The sequence below is a fragment of the Paracoccus suum genome (assembly GCF_003324675.1).
Lineage (GTDB): Bacteria > Pseudomonadota > Alphaproteobacteria > Rhodobacterales > Rhodobacteraceae > Paracoccus > Paracoccus suum.
In genome coordinates, this window is sequence record NZ_CP030918.1 from 924,536 (window position 1) to 942,554 (window position 18,019).

Here is an 18,019-nt window from a genome sequence, read left to right on the forward strand (position 1 = left end):
ATGGAAACACGACAAAGGCCCCGGCGTCACCGCCGGGACCCCTATCAAAGCGTCGGATCGTCAGATGCGCTCGATTGCCAGCGCAATGCCCTGGCCGCCGCCGATGCACATGGTGATCAGCGCCTTGTCACCCTGGGTGCGCTTGAGCTCGTGCATCGCTTTCAGCGTCAGGATCGCGCCCGTCGCCCCCACCGGGTGGCCCAGCGCGATGGCGCCGCCGTTCGGATTGACCTTGGCGGGGTCCAGCCCGAGGCCCTTGTTGACCGCGATGGCTTGGGCGGCAAAGGCCTCGTTGCTTTCGATCACGTCGAAATCGTCGACCGTCAGCCCGGTGTTTTCCATCAGCTTCTGCACTGCGGGAATCGGGCCGATGCCCATTACCTCGGGGCGCACGCCGGCCTGGGCGTAGCCGAGGATGCGGAACTCGGGTTTGAGGCCGGCGGCGGTCGCCGCGTCCTCGCGCGCCAGCACCAGTGCCGCGGCGCCATCGTTGATCCCCGAGGCGTTGCCCGCGGTCACCGTGCCGTCTTTCTTGAAGGCGGTGCGCAGTCCGGCCAGAGCCTCGGCCGAGGTCGCCTTGGGATGCTCGTCCTTGTCAAAGGTGACCGTGCCCTTGCGCGTCTTGATCTCGACCGGGACGATCTGGTCCTTGAAATACCCCTGCTCGATGGCGTTGGCGGCACGTCGCTGGCTTTCCAGCGCAAAGGCGTCCTGGTCCTCGCGGGTCACGTCGTTCTCGGCCGCCACGTTCTCGGCGGTGATGCCCATGTGGCCGGTGCCCATCGGGCAGGTCAGCGCGCCCACCATCATGTCGAGCATGGTCTGATCGCCCATCTTCGCGCCCGCGCGCAGCGAGGGCACGATATAGCCGCCACGGCTCATGCTTTCGGAGCCGCCGGCGACGGCGAAATCGGCATCGCCCAGCATCAGGGCCTGGGCCGCCGACACGATCGCCTGCGCGCCCGAGCCGCACAGCCGGTTGACGTTCATGGCGGGGGTCGTGTCGGGAATACCGGCATCCAGCATCGCAACGCGCGCCAGATACTGGTCGCGCGGCTCGGTGTTGATGACATGGCCGAACACCACGGTGCCGATCTGATCGGCGCTGACGCCCGAGCGTTCCAGCGCGGCGCGCGTCACGGTCGACGCCAGGTCGATCGGCGGCACGGTCGAAAGGCTGCCGCCAAAGCCGCCAATGGCGGTGCGCGCGCCGCCCAGAATCACGATTCCCGTATCAGCCATCGCCAAGGACTCCCCAATAAACCTTCGCTTGGACATTAGACCCGACATTCGGGACAGGAAAGCGCCTTGCACGCGCCCCAGCGTGCGGGACCCCGCCGGTCCCGCGGCTTTGTGATTTCCCCCGCCGGACCGATTCCCTAGACTGCCCCGCAAAAGACGCCGAACGGCGTGGGGGCAGGATGAACAGGTATCTGAAGCTGGCGGTGATCTTGCTGGTCGCGTCTTGTGGTGGCAGTCGCGATTACAGCGCGCCGCGCGATCTTGAAAACGCCTGCGCGATCGTGGCCGAGCGCCCCGCCTATCTGCGCGCAATGCAGCAGGCCGAACGGCGCTGGGGCGTGCCCGTGCCGGTGATGATGGCGACCATCCATCAGGAATCGAAGTTCATTGGCAACGCCCGCACGCCGCACCAATTTGCCTTGGGAATCATTCCCATAGGCCGCCAATCGAGTGCCTTCGGCTATTCCCAGGCCCTCGATGGCACGTGGGAGGAATACGTCAAGGAGTCCGGCAACCGCCGTGCCCGCCGCGACGACATTCGCGACGCGACCGATTTCATGGGCTGGTACATGCATGGCACCAACCAGCGGCTGGGCGTCTCCAAGTCCGACGCCGCCGCGCAGTACCTGGCCTATCACGAGGGGCGCAGCGGCTTTGCCAACGCCTCGTACCAGAGCAAGCCGTGGCTGATCGCGGTCGCCGGCCGGGTCGGATCGCGGGCGCAGGTTTATTCCGCCCAGCTTGCGAACTGCCGCCGCTAGCGCGTTACGCCGGGACCAAGCGGCCGGGGAGCTCCCGATCCTCGCGAATCGGCAGGTGGATCAGGGCCGAGAACGCGCCGACGCCCACGCCGACCCACCATACGATGGTGTAATCGCCATAAAGGTCATAGAGCCAGCCGCCCAGCCACACCCCCAGGAACGATCCCAACTGGTGGCTGAGAAAGACGAACCCGTAGAGGGTGCCCATGTAGCGCAGCCCCCATAGATGGGCGACTAGCCCCGAGGTCAGCGGGACCGTCGCGAGCCAGAGCGATCCCATCACCAGCGAGAACACGATGACCGTGGTGGGCGTGATCGGCGTCAGGATGAATGCCGCCGCGGCAATTGTCCGCGCCGTATAGATCAGCGCCAGCAGGTATTTGCGCGGAAAGCGGTTGCCCAGCCAGCCAGCCAGGACGGTCCCGCCTATATTGGCCACCCCGATCAGCGCAATCGCGAGCGCCCCGAGGGCCGAGGTCGTGGTGATGCCCATGCCGGCAAGCAAGCCGCCCGACGCGATAGGGCCGCACATCTCGGTAATCATCGCGGGAAAATGGGCGGTGATGAAGGCCAACTGATAGCCGCAGCTGAAAAAGCCGGCGAAGATCATCAGGTAGGACGGGTCGCGAAAGGCCCGGCCCAGGACTTCGCCGAGGCTCTCCTCCAACTCGGTGCGCGTCGCTGGGCGGGTGCCGCGCAGCAGCGGCAGGAAGATCAGGCTGGCCAGCACGATCACGGCAAAGACCACGAAAACGCCCTGCCACGGCATCCGTGCCAGAAGCGCCTCAGCCAGCGGCGCGCCAAAGACCTGGCCGGCGCTGCCCGCCGCGGTCGCGATCCCCAGTGCAAGGCTGCGGTTCTTGTCGCTGGCAGCGCGCCCGACGATGGCGAGGATGACGCCAAAGCCGGTCCCGGCGATGCCAAAGCCGACCGCGATCTCCCAGAACTGCATCGCGCCGGGGGTCGTCGAGACTGCCGTCATGACGAGGCCCAGCGCATAGAGGAATGCGCCGAGGATGATGGCCCAGCGGTCGCCCCAACGCTCGGCCATGGCCCCAAACAGCGGCTGACCAATTCCCCAGGCGAGGTTCTGGATGGCGATCGCCAAGCTGAACTCGTTGCGCGGCCAGGAAAACTCGGTCGCGATGGGGATCTGGAATACGCCGTAGCTGGCCCGAATGGCAAAGCTGACCAGCAGAATCGCGCATCCGCCGATCAGGATCGGGGTGAACAGCGGCCGCGTGTTGTTCATCGTGATTTCCCCCATGTCCCGCCGGTCACTGTGACGATGGCCTGCAACGCGTCAATTGCCCGCGGCGCTGTGGGCATATGCGCGGCGTGCATATGTCGTACGGGGAAGGGCTAGGCGCGGGCCAATTCGGCCGCAGCGGCCAGCCCGGCGGCGCGGCCAGTGGCGAGGCAGGCGCTGAGCAGATAGCCACCGGTCGGCGCTTCCCAGTCGAGCATCTCGCCGGCGGCATAGGTGCCCCGCAGGGCGGTCAGGGCAAAGCCCGGGCCCAGCCCGTGCCCGGCAATTCCGCCGGCGGAGGAAATCGCACGCGCCAACCCCAAGGGTCCGGCATGGCGCAGCGGCAGGGCTTTTGCCCGCGCCGCCCAATCCGCGGGACTCGCGGTTGGCGCTGGCCCGCCCCACTCGAGCAGCAGCGCCACCTTTACCGGGTCGCCGAGGCAGCGCCGCAGCCAGTTGCCAAGGCTCAGGCTGCCGCGCGACTTGCCGAATCGCGCTGCCAGCGCGCCTGTGTCGACGTCGGGCGCCAGATCCACCGTCCCGCCAGCCCCGGCGCGCAAGGCGGCCGCAATTTCGTAGATCGCCCCGCCCTCGATCCCGGCGGGGGTAATGACCCACTCGCCGCGGCTGGCCAGGGTGCCGGCGCGCAGCGCGGTGCCCTTGACCGGTTGGCCGAACTGGCGCGCCATCGCCGGGTGCCAGTCCACGCGAAACCCCATGTTGGCAGGGGCCAGCGGCGTGATCGGCACGGCCGCCCCGGCCAAGACATTGATCCAGGCGCCGTCCGAGCCGAGGCGCGGCCAGCTGGCGCCGCCCAGCGCCAGAACGGTGACGCCGGCCGAAATGACACGCGGACCCTCCGGCGTCTCGAATCGCGCACCTCCGTCCAGCCAGCCTGTCCAGCGCCAACGCCGACGCAGCACCGCGCCTCGCGATTCCAGCCGCGCCAACCATGCCCGCAGCAGCGGCGAGGCCTTCATGCCGACCGGAAATACCCGCCCGGTCGAGCCGCGGAACAGCGTTATCCCCAACCCTTCCGCCCACTCGGCGACTTGATCGGGACCGAAATCCATCAGGGCGGCCTGCACGTGCGGGGCGGCGCTGCCGGTGATGCGGGCGGCAAAGGCGGCCGGGTCCTCGGCCTTGGTCAGGTTCAGACCGGACTTGCCCGCCATCAGGAACTTGCGTGCCGGCGACGGCATGGCGTCGGCGATCACCACCGGATGGCCTGCGCCAGCCAGCGTCTCGGCGGCCATCAGCCCTGCGGGCCCCGCGCCAATCACCAGGGCCGGGACCGCATCGGGCGCGCTCACCGGGGAGCGCTCATCGGCGGTTGCCGCGCGGCAGCATGGACAGGCGAATCAGGGCCCGCTCGACCAGCGCCATGGCCGGCGCGCGCGAGGACGAGCGCAGTTGCAGGTCGGTGTCGATCAGCAGATGCAGGGCCTCCTCAAGCCGGGTCATGCCCCAGTCCTGCGCCTGCCGGGCCATGCGGTCGCGGCGCGGGCCGAACACCGGCGGACGCATCCGCGACAGGCCGGCCTGCGCCCCACCGGGATCGCTGGCGGCGGCGTGCAGGCCCCGGAAATGGCGCAGCGCGGCGATGGCGAGCGTCACCGGCGTCGTGCCCTGCGCCTCGATCCGGCGCATCAGGACGCCGAACTCGGCCGCGCGCCCCTCGGCCACCAGGTCGATCAGGGCGTCCACCTCGGCCTCGATTGTCGCGGGCGCGAGGGCGGCGATTTCCTCCGGGGTCAGCGGTGTGGGATCGCCATGTTTGTAGAGGCCGATCTTTTCCACTGTCTGGCGGAAATCCCCGGGATCGAGCGCCCGCGCGAGGGCGGTCAGATCGCGCATGGCATCGCGCGGCACTTCGTGCAGGCCGGCATCGCGCAGCCAGCCCTCGATCTCGTCCTCGCCGGGTGGATCGTCATAGATCGGGGCGCAGACCGCGCTGCGGTGGCCCTCGAACAGCTTGCGCAGGGCGCTGGCCTTGGTCAGGGCGCCGGCGGCGAGCACGATGACTGCGTCGCCGCTGGCCCAATCATCCAGCGCGGCAGAAACCGCGCCGGCGAGGGCGTCCGTCGCCTCGTCCACCAGCACGACCCGCTGGCCGGGGAAAAAGCCGACCGCCTTGACCGCATCCATCAGTGCCGCCGGGTCGCGCCGCAGGTCGGCGCCGGGGATGCGCGTCAGGCGCATCTCGGTCTCGGCATCGGGGCCGGTCAGCGCCGCCACCGCCTGTTGCCGCTTCAGTGCGACGCGCATCGCGTCCTGGCCCCAGATCAGCAGCGCGGGCCGGGTGGGATCGGGCCGTGCCAGATAGCGCGCGATCTCGGCGCCCCTGAGGTTCACAGGATCGGCGCTGCCAGCAGGCGGGTCATCACCTGATCGGCCAGCATGGTGGCCAGTCGCGCCCGCGCATCGGCCTCTGCCGCGACGGTGGCGACGGTGGTGCCGCTCGCCGCATAACTGGAGAAGCTGCTGACCTCGCCCTCGGTCACGATCTTGCCGGCGGCGTCGGTCAGGCGGAAGCTGGCCTGTCCGTTCAGCGCGAACCGGCTGGTCATGTCGTCGAGGCTGCGAATCTGTGGAGTGGCGGCCAGGGTCAGGCCGTAGCTGAGGGTATAGCCGGAACCTTCGCCGCCCAACCGCTCGGCCATCCGGGCATTGAAGGCGAAATCATCGGGCGTCTTTGGGTCCTGCAGCCGCACCCGGCCGCGTAGCTTGCCGCCGCTGCCAGCCGGCCCGTAGGCGGGGGTAAAGCCGCAGGCGGCCAGTGCCAGGACGGCGCCAAAGCCGGCAATGACCGCGCGCCGCGAGATTCCCTTTGTGAAGGGGCCTGGATGTCCGCGCCCGGGCGCGCGCTCAGGCGACGACATTGACGATCCGCCCGGGCACGACGATGATTTTCTTTGGTTTTGCGCCCTCCAGAAAGCGCAGGACCTGATCGTCGGCCAGCACCATCGCCTCGATCTCGGACGGCGGCATGCTTCGGGCAACGGTCACCTCGCCGCGGCGCTTGCCGTTGATCTGGATCGGCAGGGTGACGCTGTCCGCGACCAGCATCGCCGGGTCCGCGACCGGCCAGGGCGCGTCGACGACGAGGCCCTCGCCGCCCGCCTTGGCCCAGACTTCCTCTGCCAGGTGGGGGACCATCGGTGCCATCAGCCGCGCCATGATCCGCAGCGCTTCGTGCCTCGCCTCGCCTCCAGCGCGGGATTTGGCGATGGCATTCGCCAGCTCATAGATTTTCGCGACCGCCTTGTTGAAGGCAAAGCCCTCGATCGCGGCGGTGATTTCGGACGTCGCCTTGTGCGCGGCGCGGGTCAGGGCGGGATCGTCGCCACCCTCGGCCGGCGCCTCGTCCGCCAGCCGCCAGACGCGGGCGAGGAAACGGTGCGCCGCCTCGGCCCCGGCGGCGGTCCATTCCACGTCACGCTCCGGCGGGCTGTCCGACAGCATGAACCAGCGCGCTGTGTCGGCCCCGAAGCGGGTGACGATGTCGACCGGATCGACCACGTTCTTCTTGGATTTCGACATCTTGGCCGATGGGATGATGTCGACCGCCGTGCCATCGGCCAGCCGCCCCTCGGTCACCGCCTCCGGCAGGTGATAGATGGGACGGCCCCGCTCGTCATGGGTCACGTAGATCTCGTGCGTGACCATGCCTTGCGTGAATAGCGCATCGAAAGGTTCGATCGCCTTTTCAGGCAGATGGCCGGTCTGGACCATCGCCCGCGCGAAGAAGCGCGAGTAGAGCAGGTGCAGGATCGCGTGCTCGACCCCGCCGATATACTGGTCGACATTCATCCAGTAGTCCGCGTCCGCCAGGTCGGTGGGCGTCGCCGCGTGTGGGGCGGTGAAGCGGGCGTAATACCAGGACGAATCGACGAAGGTGTCCATCGTGTCGGTCTCGCGCCGGGCCGGGCCGCCGCAGCGCGGGCAGGTGGCCTCGCGCCAGGTAGGGTGGCGGTCCAGCGGGTTGCCGGGCTGGTCAAAGCTGACATCGCGCGGCAGCAGGACGGGCAGGTTTTTCTTGGCCTCGGGAACAGTGCCGCAGGCGGCGCAATGGAGCACGGGGATCGGACACCCCCAGTAGCGCTGGCGCGAGATGCCCCAGTCGCGCAGCCGGTATTTCGTCACGCCCTCGCCCCAGCCCTGCTTTTCGGCGAGAGCGATCGCATGATCGACCGCATCGGCGCCGGTCTGGTCAGCAGGGCCGGCGAAACCGCGGACATAGGTCACCCGATCGGTCTTGGGCGGCACGAAGGCGGCATCGGCGACCAAGGCGTCTGCCTCGGCCACGGTCGCACCCAAGGGGCCGAAGGCGGCGCCGATGGGAAGGTCGTATTTGCGCGCGAAGTCATGGTCGCGCTGATCGTGCCCCGGCGAGCCAAAGATCGCGCCGGTCCCGTAGTCCATCAGCACAAAGTTCGCGACCCAGACCGGGATCAGCCGTTCCCGGTCCAGCGGGTGGCGCACGGTCAGGCCAGTATCGTAGCCGAGCTTTTCGGCAGTCTCGATCGCCTCCTCGCTGGTGCCGAGCCGCCGCGCCTCATTGGCAAATGCCGCGAGCTTGGGATCGTCCTTGGCCAACCGAGCGGCCAGCGGGTGATCGGGCGCGAGGGCGACGAACGGCGCCTCCATCAGCGTGTCGGGCCGCGTGGTATAGACGTCAATGCCCTCGAACCCCTCGGGGGCGCCGACCGTCTCGAACCGGAGTTGAAGCCCGCGCGAGCGCCCGATCCAGTTCTGCTGCATGAGGCGCACCTTATCCGGCCAGCCCTTCAGCCCGTCCAGCGCCTCAAGCAAGTCATCCGCGAAATCGCTGATGCGAAAGAACCATTGCGTCAGCTCGCGCCGCTCGACCGGCGCGTTCGAGCGCCAGCCCTTGCCATCGATGACCTGCTCGTTGGCGAGCACGGTCATGTCGACCGGGTCCCAGTTCACCATCGCCGATTTGCGCGTAACAAGGCCTGCCGCGAGCATGTCGAGGAACAGCGCCTGCTGCTGGGCGACGTAATCGTCGTCGCAGGTGGCGAATTCGCGCGACCAGTCGATCGACAGGCCCAGCGGCTTCAACTGGTCCCGCATCGTCGCGATATTGGCATAGGTCCAATCCCGCGGATGCCCGCCCGATTCCATCGCCGCGTTTTCGGCAGGCATGCCGAAGGCGTCCCAGCCCATCGGGTGCAGCACCGAAAATCCCTGCGCGCGTTTGAACCGCGCAACAACATCGCCCATGGCGTAGTTGCGCACGTGGCCCATGTGGATTCGCCCGGAGGGGTAGGGGAACATCTCGAGGACGTAGTATTTCGGACGCGCGTCGCGGGTGGCGCGGAACGTGCCGGCCTGATCCCAGGCGGCCTGCCAGCGGGCTTCGCTTGTGGCGGGATCATACGGCATATGGGGGTTCCTTGGGCGCGAGGCGGGACAACCCCGCCGACTTACAGGCCGCGGCGGGGCGAATCCAGCCTTGGGTCATGCGAGGGCGGGCCGCCGCACGCGCGCGCGTCTTGGCGTGATAACCCGGCGGGTGCCAGCGTTCGGCTAGGGTTAATATTGCCCGTCGCTGATGCGCAGCTGCCGGGCGCGAGTCAGGATGGCGTCCTCGACCGCGCGCACGGTGTCCGGTGCGACCGATCCGCCGCCCGCACCTTCGAGCGCCAGCTTCAGCGAGCGCGCGTCCAGAGCCGGATCGGCGATCTTGATCGTCGCGCGGTAGCTGCGCCCACCGCCGGGCGGGGTGCCATAGCCGGTCACGATCACGCCGGTGAACGGGTCGATCGACTGGATCGGCAGAAAATTGAGCACTTCGAGCGAGGCGTTCCACAGGTACTTGTTCACCGCGACGGTGCTGTTGGGGTCCTGGCGGTTGCCGAACAGGTCCCAGACGGTCGATTCCTGCGGCTGGTCGGCGCGCTGTCGGGCCTGCTGCGATTTCGACGGACCAAAGATATTCAAGCCGCCGCCGCCGCCGCCACCGCCGCACGCGGCGAGACCGGCCACCAGCACGGCGGCAACTGCAATCGTTCCCGCGCGGCGGTGGGCAACTGGTCGGGCGGCAAGGGTCCAAGCTTTGATCATCGTCTCCCGGTCTCCCGCTGCGCCTTCGGTTCGTGTCGCGCGCAAGCCTTAGCCCGGATCACGCACGCGCGACAAGCGTCGCGACACAGCTTCGCGGGTGGCGGGCAAAGCGGCGCCGGACGAGGGTGCGCCGCTTTGACCGGGCGGCGTGGTTTGGGTCGATGCCGGTTGTGTGACCCATCTGCATCATGCCGTGGCTTTCGGCCCCGATGAAGGCCCGCTTGTGTTGCAATGAAAGGGTGAAGGGTCGAGATATCGGTCATACCCAAGCCGGCATCCCCGGTTGGGGCACGCAAGAGACAAGAGGGATCGACATGAAACAGCTTCTGCTCGCCACCAGCGCGCTGGTCGCCTTCGCCGGCGCTGCCGCCGCTGAAGTCACCGTCACGGGCGACGCCCGCATTGGTCTGCGCTACGACGACGGCCTGGCCTGCTCCACCTGCGCCGACGGCACCCGTTCGGGCTGGAACACCGTGAGCCGCGCTCGCGCCATCTTCACCATGACCGGCGAAACCGACTCGGGTCTGTCGTTCGGCGCCAACTTCCGCGCCGACCAGGCCAGCCGCGCTGTCGGCGGCAACGGCGGCTCGTCGTCGGGTACCCGCGGCACCGTCTGGATTTCGGGCACCTACGGCAAGCTGTCGGCCGGTGACATCGACTCCGGTCTGGAAAGCGCCGTTGGCGACCTGCCGGAAATCGGCGTGTCCAGCCTGAACTACTACAACGAGATGCAGTACACCGGTTCGGACCTCGACACCGAAGTCTATGACGAAGCCGGCCTGCTGTACGAGTACAAGTTCGGCGACGCCTCGATCTACGCGTCGTTCATGGACCAGTACGTTGGCTACTCGGGCGAAAAGCGTCTGACCGGCAACAGCTGGTCGCTGGGCGCTGGCTACAACCTGGGCAACTACACCTTCGGTATCGGCTACGAGAAAGCCGGCATCTTCGTTGACCCGGTCAGCTACACCTACCTGAACGAAAGCCTGAGCGATGACGCCACCGTCGGTGTCAACGTGTTCGACAACGACAACCGCACCTGGGGTATCTCGGGCGGCACCTCGGTCGCCGGCATCACCTTCAAGGCGATCTACCTGTCGACCAAAGTTGACGGCTCGAACTCGATCGGTTCGATCTCGAGCGACGACTACGACTTCCGTCAGTACGGCATCGGCGCCGAGTACAAGATGGCCAACGGCGTGCAGCTGGCTGGCTACTGGCGCAAGCTGGACGGCGACTCGGTCCTGCTGGCCAACGGCCTGCGTAGCGACAACGATGCCAACATCTACGGCATCGGCGCTGGCTACGACCTGGGCGGCGGCGCGGTTGTCAAAGGCGGTATCGCCCACATCGAAGGCACCAGCGCCTTCCTGGGCGGCGGCCGCGACATCGACCGCACCATCGCCGACTTCGGTCTGCAGCTGAAGTTCTGATCCTCCCGGATCAGTCGATTGGGAAAGAGCGGGCCTTGCGCCCGCTCTTTTCTTTTGGACATTAGGCTTATGTCCGCCCTCACAGAAATCCGCGCCCGCATCGCCAAGGCCGAGGCTGCCGCCGGCCGCGCGCCCGGCAGCGTTACCCTGATCGCCGTCAGCAAGGTCCAGCCCCCCGAACGGGTCGAGGCGGTGCTGCGCGATGGCCAGCGCATCTTTGGGGAGAATTACGTCCAGGAGGCGCAGGGAAAATGGCCGGCATGGCGCGCCGCCTATCCGGACGTGCAACTGCACATGATTGGCCCGTTGCAAAGCAACAAGGCACGCGTCGCGGTCGATCTGTTCGACGCCATTCACACGGTCGATCGCACCTCGCTGGCGGAAAAGCTTTCCCGCGCCGTCCAGGCCGCCGGCCGCGCGCCATCGCTGTTCGTTCAGGTGAACACCGGGGCCGAGCCGCAAAAAGCCGGCGTCGCACCGCAGGACACCGCAAGTTTCGTTCGGCAGATGCGCTCGCTCGACCTGCCCCCGAGGGCCTGATGTGCATCCCGCCCGAGGGCGCGGACCCGATCCCGCATTTCCGCGAACTGCGCCAGCTGGCCGCGGATCTGAGCCTTGAGGGCCTCTCGATGGGCATGAGCAGCGATTTCGAGGCGGCGATTGCCGAGGGCGCGACCCATGTCCGGGTCGGCAGCGCCCTCTTCGGCGCCCGCGCCTATACCTGAGAGGGCGCCATCCGCCGCGCCCGGGCCGAGGCAAGATTCGGCACCGCTAGCGGTGTGCCGGGCGCCGCCCGCGCCGCCAGCCACAACAGGTCGGACCGCGCCATGGCGATGCATCCGGCGGTGGGCCAGCCCGGCCGCCGCCACTGGTGCAAAAAGATCGCTGAGCCTGCGCCTGGGTGGCCGGCGGCGTTCCAGTCGGTCACCAGTACCACGTCATATAGCGAGTCGCTGCGGCGCATGACCTCGTGCGAGGCGGCCATCGGCGCGCGCGCCGGACGGTTGTAAGCGGGATGCGCGGGATCGTCGCACCACAGATCGCCGGGCAGGATGGGCCGCGCCCATGGGGCAGGGGCCGCCAGCCGGTCAGGACGGAACAGCGTGGCCGTGACATGCAGCAGGGCGGCGGGTGTTGCCCCGTCGCCCTCGGACTTCGCGCGGGCAATCCCGCCGCGGCCGAGGCTGACGGGAATCAGCCGCCCGAAGGCCAGCAGCCCGGCCGGGGTCAGCCTCATAACAGATGTCCCGACTTGGCCGCCTTGACGTCCAGATAGCCGGTGTTGTGGCGGTTCCGGGGCGTGATCAGCGGCACCCGCTCGGTCACGGCAATGCCGTGGCGCTGCAGCATCTCGACCTTGGCCGGGTTGTTGGTCATCAGCCGGACCTGCCCGATTCCCAGTTGCCGCAGCATGGCGGCGCCGAGGCGAAAGTCGCGCTCGTCATCCTCGAACCCGAGGCGATGGTTGGCCTCGACCGTGTCGAATCCCTGCGCTTGCAGGGCATAGGCGCGCATCTTGTTGGCCAGCCCGATGCCCCGCCCCTCCTGATTGAGGTAGAGCAGCACCCCGGCGCCCGCCTCGCCCATGGCGGCGAGGGCGGCGTACAGTTGCGGGCCGCAATCGCATTTCAGACTGCCCAGAACATCGCCGGTGAAACAGGCCGAGTGCAGCCGGGCCAGCACCGGCGCGTCGCGGTCGGGCGTGCCGATCTCGACCGCGTAATGCTCGGCCCCACCGTCGTCGGGACGCAGCACATGCAGGCGCGCGACCGGCGCCGCGGCAAGGGGCAGGCCGGCGGCCGCGACGGGAACCAGCAGCGCCTCGCGCGAGAGTTGCTCGATCAGCAGGCCGGCCGGCAGCTGGTTGATGCCTGCGGGCGAGGGACTCGCGACCGTCAGCACCGCCGGCAGCAGTTGCGCCGACTTCGCCAGCCCCAAAAGGCCGCGCGCAGGCGTCGCATCGCCGGAGCGGACCGCGCTGAAGGGCCCTTTCATCGGCCGGTCCAGGTCGCGCGCCGGGTCGGCCATGGCGCGCAACCAATCCAGATCGGCCGCTGGCGGGACCGCCAGCCGCACCAGATCGCCGTCATAAGGGCCGATCTTCAGCGTCTCGGCCCGCCGCGCGGTGAGTGCCAGAACAAGAGGGCCGAGTGCGCGCAGCGCCGCGAGACGGGCCGGGGTCAGCGTCTCGACCGCCGCGCCGAGCGTGCCATCGACCGCCACCGGCAGCCCGATCCGCAGGTCGGCGCGGGCGCGGGCCAGCGTCTCGGCCAAGGTCGGCAGCAGGGGGGCGGCGGTCATCGGGGGCGATTTTCCTGTAACATTCTGAAACATAACGCCCCCTGGCAACACCATGGCGTGAGATTGATTGCAGGTCGCTTGCGGCGCGCGCGGGGCGCAAGCAGCTTTCCCCCAATCACGCGATGGAGGCAAGCAAGATGGCTGGTCTGAAAAAGATCCTGCTGGTGGACGACGAGGAAGACCTGCGCGAGGCGCTGGCCGAGCAACTGGTCGCGACCGAGGACTTTGATGTCTTCGAGGCCGGCAGCGGCGCCGAGGCGGTCGAAAAATCCAAGGGCGCGCTGTTCGATCTGGTCGTCCTCGATGTCGGCCTGCCCGACACGGACGGGCGGGAGCTGTGCAAGCGCCTGCGCAAGCAGGGCGTGAAATGCCCAGTGGTCATGCTGACCGGGCACGATACCGACGCCGATACGATCCTCGGCCTCGACTCCGGCGCCAACGACTACATCACCAAGCCGTTCAAGTTCCCGGTTCTGCTGGCCCGGTTGCGCGCGCAACTGCGCACGCATGAACAGTCCGAGGACGCCGTTTTCCAGTTGGGCCCGTATACGTTCAAGCCGGCGATGAAGATGTTGATCGATCAGAAAGAGCGCAAGATCCGCCTGACCGAGAAGGAAACCAACATCCTCAAGTTCCTCTATCGCGCGCAGGATGGTGTCGTGCAGCGGGACGTACTGCTGCACGAGGTCTGGGGCTACAACGCCGGCGTCACGACCCACACGCTGGAGACGCATATCTATCGCCTGCGCCAGAAGATCGAGCCGGACCCCAGCAATGCTCGGCTGCTGGTTACCGAAAGCGGCGGCTATCGTTTGGTCGCCTGACGCTTGCCGGGCCGGGGTTCGCGCCCCGGCCCTCGCCTAGGTAGGACACCCGAGGTGGACAAGTGCTGCCCCGCTGGATACCAGCCTGACCCATGTTCACCCTCGCCACCTGGAATATCAATTCGGTCCGGTTGCGCGCGCAACTGGTCTGCCGCCTGCTGGCGGACGAGGCGCCCGACATCCTGTGCCTGCAGGAATGCAAATCCCCGGTCGACAAAATCCCGGCCGAGGTGTTTCACGCCCTCGGCTATCATTGGATCGTGGCGCGCGGGCAAAAGGGCTATAACGGCGTTGCCATCATCTCGCGCATCCCCATCGAGGATGCGGGCGACCGCGATTATGCGCGCCTTGGCCATGCCCGGCATGTCGCAGCACGGCTCCCCGGCGGGGTCGTGATACACAACGTCTATGTCCCGGCCGGCGGGGACGAGCCGGACCGCACGGTCAACGTCAAGTTCGGGCAAAAACTGGATTTCCTGACCGACATGCGGGACGCATTCCATGCCGACCGGCCGGGACGCTCGATCCTGGTCGGCGATCTGAACATTGCCCCGCGCGAGGATGACGTCTGGAATCACCGCCAGATGCTGAAGATCGTCAGCCACACGCCGACAGAGGTCGAGCATCTGGGCGCCGCGCAGGACGCCGGCGGCTGGGTCGATGTCACGCGCAAGGACATTCCCACTGGTCCGCTCTTCAGCTGGTGGAGCTATCGTGCCCGCGATTGGGCCGCGGCCAACCGGGGCCGGCGCCTGGACCATATCTGGGCGACGCAGGATATTTCCGGCGCCAGCCACTCCAGCCGTATCCTGCGCGATGTGCGGGGTTGGGAAGGGCCAAGCGATCATGTTCCGGTCTTCGCCCGATTCGACCTCGCCCCCTGAGCGGGCAACTGGACGATCCGACTTGCGGTCCCGCAACCGCAACCGCACACGCATCGCGCCGCGACCGAACACGAACCCGGCATCGCGCCCCCTTTCATGCGCGCGCCCAAGGTCCCATATTGCCAGCCGACCGGCGTTTGCGCCGAGACACCATCAGAAGCGAGACCAGCAAGATGATTTTGCAAGGTTCGGGAAACGCACCCGATGCGGCGGCAGGGCCGCAGGCCGCCGATTTCATCAAGGACGTGTCCGAAGCGACCTTCATGGCCGAGGTGATCGACGCCTCGATGCAGGTTCCGGTGATCGTCGATTTCTGGGCACCTTGGTGCGGCCCGTGCAAGACTCTCGGCCCGCAACTCGAGGCCGAGGTCGCGCGCCACAAGGGCCGCGTGCGTATGGCCAAGGTCAATGTCGACGAAAACCAGATGATCGCCGGTCAGTTGCGCGTGCAGTCCATCCCGGCTGTGTTCGCCTTCTTCCAAGGCCAGCCGGTCGACGCCTTTCAGGGCGCCATCCCGCCCAGCCAGATCAAGGCATTCGTCGACAAGTTGATCGCGCTTGGCGGCGACGATGGCGGCCTTGGCGCCGCGCTGGAGGCGGCCGAGGCGATGCTCGCCGAGGGCGCGTTCGACGATGCCGCCGAGACTTTCCAGGCGGTCATCGGCGAAGAGCCGGAAAATGCCCCCGCCTGGGGTGGTCTGGTCCGCGCGCAACTGGCCGCCGGCCAGCCCGACGCGGCGGCGCTGTCGCTGGCCAAGGTGCCGGCAAAGATTACTGCCGCGGCCCCGGTCGAGGCCGCGCGCGCCCAGCTGGCCCTGGCGCAGCAGGCCCAGAAGGCTGGACCGTTGTCCGACCTCGAAGCGCGGGTCGCGGCCGATCCGGCCGACCACCAGGCCCGCCTCGACTATGCGACGGCGCTACATGCTGCGGGCCAGACCGAGGCTGCGGTCGACCAGCTGCTAGACCTCTTCCGTCAGGATCGCGAGTGGAACGACGGGGCCGCCAAGGCGCAACTGGTCACCATCTTTGACGCCCTTGGCCCCAGCGACCCGATCGCCCTGAAGGGGCGCCGGCGGCTGTCTTCGCTCTATTTCGTCTGATGGCGCGGCTCGCGGATCTGCCGGCGACGCTGCCGCTGTTCCCGCTGCCGGGCGCGGTGCTGATGCCGCGCGCCCGCCTGCCGCTGCAGATATTCGAGCCGCGCTATCTGCAGATGCTGGAGGACACGCTGAAGTCCGGCAACCGCCTGATCGGAATGATCCAGCCGATTGGCGAGGGCATGGCGCGCGTCGGCACCGCGGGCCGCGTCGCCGCCTTTTCAGAGATGGAAGACGGGCGGATGATGATCTCGCTCAAGGCGGTGTCGCGCTTTCGCCTGGGCGAGGTTGAGGAGGGGTTCCTTCCTTATCTGCGCGGGCGCGTGGACTGGACCGGCTTTTCCCCGGACCTGTCCAGCACCTGCGAGGAGGATGCCCGCTTCGACCGTGCGGCGTTCCTGTCGCGGCTGCAACGCTACATGAAGGTTCGCGATCTTTCGACCGACTGGCACGTCACCGAGGAGGCCAACGACGAGATGCTGGTCAACGCCCTCGCCATGCTGCTGCCGCTGGATGTCGAGGAAAAGCAGGCCCTGCTGGAGGCGCCGACCTTGGCCAAACGGCGCGAATTGCTGGACGGGCTGATCGAATTTGCGCTGCACGGCGGCGCCCGCGAGGAGACGCTGCAATGACCGATGCTCCGCATCCCGAAACCCCTGACGCCGAAGCCCGGCGCGCGCCGACCTTCGACCGCCATATGCTCGAGGCGCTGGTCTGTCCGGTCAGCCACACCACGCTGCGCTATGACGTTGCCCAGTCCGAGTTGGTGTCCGACGCCATCGGGTTGGCCTTCCCGATCCGCGCCGGCATCCCGATCATGCTGGTGTCCGAGGCGCGCCAGCTGAAGGCCGACTAGGACGCGCCGTCAGTCCTCGCCCGACAGATCACGGGTGTAGACCTTGCCTGCCACGTCCGACAGATCGGGGGTCATGCGGTTGGCCAGGATAATATCCGCCTCGGCCTTGAAGGCCGCCAGATCGTTGACCACGCGCGAGTAAAAGAAATCGGGCGTGTCCAGCACCGGCTCATAAACGATGCACTGAATGCCCTTGGCCTTGATCCGTTTCATCACCCCTTGGATGGAGCTCTGGCGGAAGTTGTCGCTGCCGGCCTTCATTACCAGACGGTAGATGCCGACCACGCGCGGTTTGCGGGCGATGATCTGCTCGGCGATGAAGTCCTTGCGGGTGCGGTTGCTCTCGACGATGGCGGCGATCAGGTTTTGCGGTACCTGGTCGTAGTTTGCCAGCAATTGCTTTGCATCTTTGGGCAGGCAGTAACCGCCATAGCCAAAGCTGGGATTGTTGTAGTGATTGCCGATGCGCGGGTCGCTGCCGACGCCGCGGATCACTTCGGCCGAGGCAATGCCCCGCGCCTCGGCATAGCTGTCGAGTTCGTTGAAGAACGCGACCCGCATCGCGAGGTAGGTGTTAGAGAACAGCTTGATCGCCTCGGCCTCGGTCGGCCCGGTCAGCATCACCGGCACGTCCGTGCGATCCGCCCCCCGCAGCAGCAGGTCGGCGATCCGTTGGCCGGCCGTCCCACGCTCGCCGACGATGATGCGCGACGGGTTCAGGCTGTCGTGCAGCGCGCGCCCCTCGCGCAGGAACTCGGGGGTGAAAAGGATCTGGTCGGTACCATGGCGGGCCCGCATCCGTTCGGTGAACCCGACCGGGATGGTCGAGCGGATGACGATGGCGGCCCCCGGCGCCGCGTCACGCACGGCCTCGATGCTGCTTTCGACCGAAGTGGTGTCAAAGCGGTTCGACGCCGGGTCGTAATCGGTCGGGGTCGCGATCAGCACGACCTCGGCCCCGTGCAGGGCCGCGTCGCGGTCCGTGGTGGCCGTCAGATCGAGGCCGCCGCGCGCCAGCCAGGGGCCGGCGTCCGGGTCCTCGACCGTCGCGCGCCCGGCGTTCAGCACCGCCACCCGGTCGGGGTTGATGTCCAGTGCTGTCACGCTGGCATGGCGCGCCAGCATCAGCGCATTGGCAAGGCCGACATAGCCGAGGCCGATGACTGCGATCTTCATGGCGTTCCGCCCCGTGGTTTCGCGCTTTCTTATGCGCGCAAGCCGCGGGGCAGTGCCAGCCCGCATCTGGCCCGCGCACACGCGATGGACCGGCGCCGGCGCCTGC

Annotated in this window: 17 protein-coding genes and 1 pseudogene; 8 read left to right on the forward strand and 10 right to left on the reverse strand. The window is 67.8% G+C overall.

Features of this window, described 5'->3' with window-relative positions:
- Positions 1 to 60: 60 nt before the first annotated feature.
- Entirely contained in the window at positions 61 to 1,242 is a 1,182-nt protein-coding gene (locus tag DRW48_RS04450; RefSeq protein ID WP_114075359.1) for an acetyl-CoA C-acyltransferase family protein, read from the reverse strand.
- 179 nt (positions 1,243 to 1,421) lie between these two features.
- Here DRW48_RS04450 and DRW48_RS04455 point away from each other — a divergent pair, with 179 nt between their 5' ends.
- The gene (locus DRW48_RS04455; protein ID WP_114075360.1) at positions 1,422 to 2,003 is read left to right on the forward strand and encodes a transglycosylase SLT domain-containing protein; all 582 of its coding nucleotides are present in this window, start codon (positions 1,422 to 1,424) and stop codon (positions 2,001 to 2,003) included.
- Between the two features lie 4 nt (positions 2,004 to 2,007).
- Here DRW48_RS04455 and DRW48_RS04460 read toward each other — a convergent pair whose 3' ends face one another.
- From DRW48_RS04460 to DRW48_RS04485, 6 genes are all read right to left on the reverse strand, one after another.
- Positions 2,008 to 3,255 (reverse strand): MFS transporter, encoded by a 1,248-nt coding sequence (locus tag DRW48_RS04460; protein ID WP_114077357.1) that lies wholly within the window; start codon positions 3,253 to 3,255, stop codon positions 2,008 to 2,010.
- Between the two features lie 110 nt (positions 3,256 to 3,365).
- Complete coding sequence (locus tag DRW48_RS04465; protein ID WP_338418430.1) at positions 3,366 to 4,565, reverse strand: BaiN/RdsA family NAD(P)/FAD-dependent oxidoreductase; 1,200 nt, start codon at positions 4,563 to 4,565, stop codon at positions 3,366 to 3,368.
- A 10-nt stretch (positions 4,566 to 4,575) separates the two neighbouring features.
- Entirely contained in the window at positions 4,576 to 5,607 is a 1,032-nt protein-coding gene (gene holA, locus DRW48_RS04470) for a DNA polymerase III subunit delta (protein WP_114075361.1), read from the reverse strand.
- Entirely contained in the window at positions 5,604 to 6,134 is a 531-nt protein-coding gene (gene lptE, locus DRW48_RS04475; RefSeq protein ID WP_114075362.1) for an LPS assembly lipoprotein LptE, read from the reverse strand. The genes holA and lptE overlap by 4 nt, the downstream gene beginning before the upstream one ends.
- Positions 6,121 to 8,661: a leucine--tRNA ligase gene (gene leuS / locus DRW48_RS04480; protein WP_114075363.1), complete on the reverse strand. Its 2,541-nt coding sequence runs from the start codon at positions 8,659 to 8,661 to the stop codon at positions 6,121 to 6,123. The genes lptE and leuS overlap by 14 nt, the downstream gene beginning before the upstream one ends.
- A 150-nt stretch (positions 8,662 to 8,811) precedes the next feature.
- Positions 8,812 to 9,342 (reverse strand): DUF3576 domain-containing protein, encoded by a 531-nt coding sequence (locus DRW48_RS04485; protein ID WP_114075364.1) that lies wholly within the window; start codon positions 9,340 to 9,342, stop codon positions 8,812 to 8,814.
- A 314-nt stretch (positions 9,343 to 9,656) separates the two neighbouring features.
- Here DRW48_RS04485 and DRW48_RS04490 point away from each other — a divergent pair, with 314 nt between their 5' ends.
- Both DRW48_RS04490 and DRW48_RS04495 read left to right on the forward strand, forming a co-directional pair.
- Positions 9,657 to 10,775, forward strand: a complete 1,119-nt coding sequence (locus DRW48_RS04490) for a porin (protein WP_162784671.1) — start codon at positions 9,657 to 9,659, stop codon at positions 10,773 to 10,775.
- A gap of 69 nt (positions 10,776 to 10,844) precedes the next feature.
- Positions 10,845 to 11,500, forward strand: a pseudogene (locus DRW48_RS04495) (YggS family pyridoxal phosphate-dependent enzyme).
- On the opposite strand, the gene DRW48_RS04500 reads toward DRW48_RS04495, so the two are convergent.
- Positions 11,491 to 12,012, reverse strand: a complete 522-nt coding sequence (locus tag DRW48_RS04500; RefSeq protein ID WP_114075366.1) for a L,D-transpeptidase family protein — start codon at positions 12,010 to 12,012, stop codon at positions 11,491 to 11,493. The pseudogene DRW48_RS04495 and the gene DRW48_RS04500 overlap by 10 nt on opposite strands.
- Entirely contained in the window at positions 12,009 to 13,076 is a 1,068-nt protein-coding gene (gene ribA, locus DRW48_RS04505) for a GTP cyclohydrolase II (RefSeq protein ID WP_114077359.1), read from the reverse strand. Before ribA ends, DRW48_RS04500 begins: the two co-directional genes overlap by 4 nt.
- A gap of 137 nt (positions 13,077 to 13,213) precedes the next feature.
- Between ribA and DRW48_RS04510 the strand changes: the two genes are divergently transcribed.
- The 5 genes from DRW48_RS04510 to DRW48_RS04530 all read left to right on the forward strand — a co-directional run bounded on the left by DRW48_RS04510 (position 13,214) and on the right by DRW48_RS04530 (position 16,737).
- Entirely contained in the window at positions 13,214 to 13,900 is a 687-nt protein-coding gene (locus tag DRW48_RS04510; RefSeq protein ID WP_114077360.1) for a response regulator transcription factor, read from the forward strand.
- A gap of 92 nt (positions 13,901 to 13,992) precedes the next feature.
- Positions 13,993 to 14,784, forward strand: a complete 792-nt coding sequence (locus DRW48_RS04515; protein ID WP_114075367.1) for an exodeoxyribonuclease III — start codon at positions 13,993 to 13,995, stop codon at positions 14,782 to 14,784.
- 173 nt (positions 14,785 to 14,957) lie between these two features.
- Positions 14,958 to 15,884 (forward strand): tetratricopeptide repeat protein, encoded by a 927-nt coding sequence (locus DRW48_RS04520; RefSeq protein ID WP_199286157.1) that lies wholly within the window; start codon positions 14,958 to 14,960, stop codon positions 15,882 to 15,884.
- Positions 15,884 to 16,513 carry an LON peptidase substrate-binding domain-containing protein gene (locus DRW48_RS04525; RefSeq protein ID WP_114075368.1) on the forward strand — a complete coding sequence of 210 codons (630 nt, stop codon included), beginning with the start codon at positions 15,884 to 15,886 and terminating at the stop codon, positions 16,511 to 16,513. Before DRW48_RS04520 ends, DRW48_RS04525 begins: the two co-directional genes overlap by 1 nt.
- Positions 16,510 to 16,737 carry a Trm112 family protein gene (locus DRW48_RS04530; RefSeq protein WP_114075369.1) on the forward strand — a complete coding sequence of 76 codons (228 nt, stop codon included), beginning with the start codon at positions 16,510 to 16,512 and terminating at the stop codon, positions 16,735 to 16,737. Before DRW48_RS04525 ends, DRW48_RS04530 begins: the two co-directional genes overlap by 4 nt.
- A 9-nt stretch (positions 16,738 to 16,746) precedes the next feature.
- Here DRW48_RS04530 and DRW48_RS04535 read toward each other — a convergent pair whose 3' ends face one another.
- On the reverse strand, positions 16,747 to 17,913 hold the full coding sequence (locus DRW48_RS04535) for a nucleotide sugar dehydrogenase (RefSeq protein WP_114075370.1): 1,167 nt from the start codon (positions 17,911 to 17,913) through the stop codon (positions 16,747 to 16,749).
- Between the last annotated feature and the right edge of the window lie 106 nt (positions 17,914 to 18,019).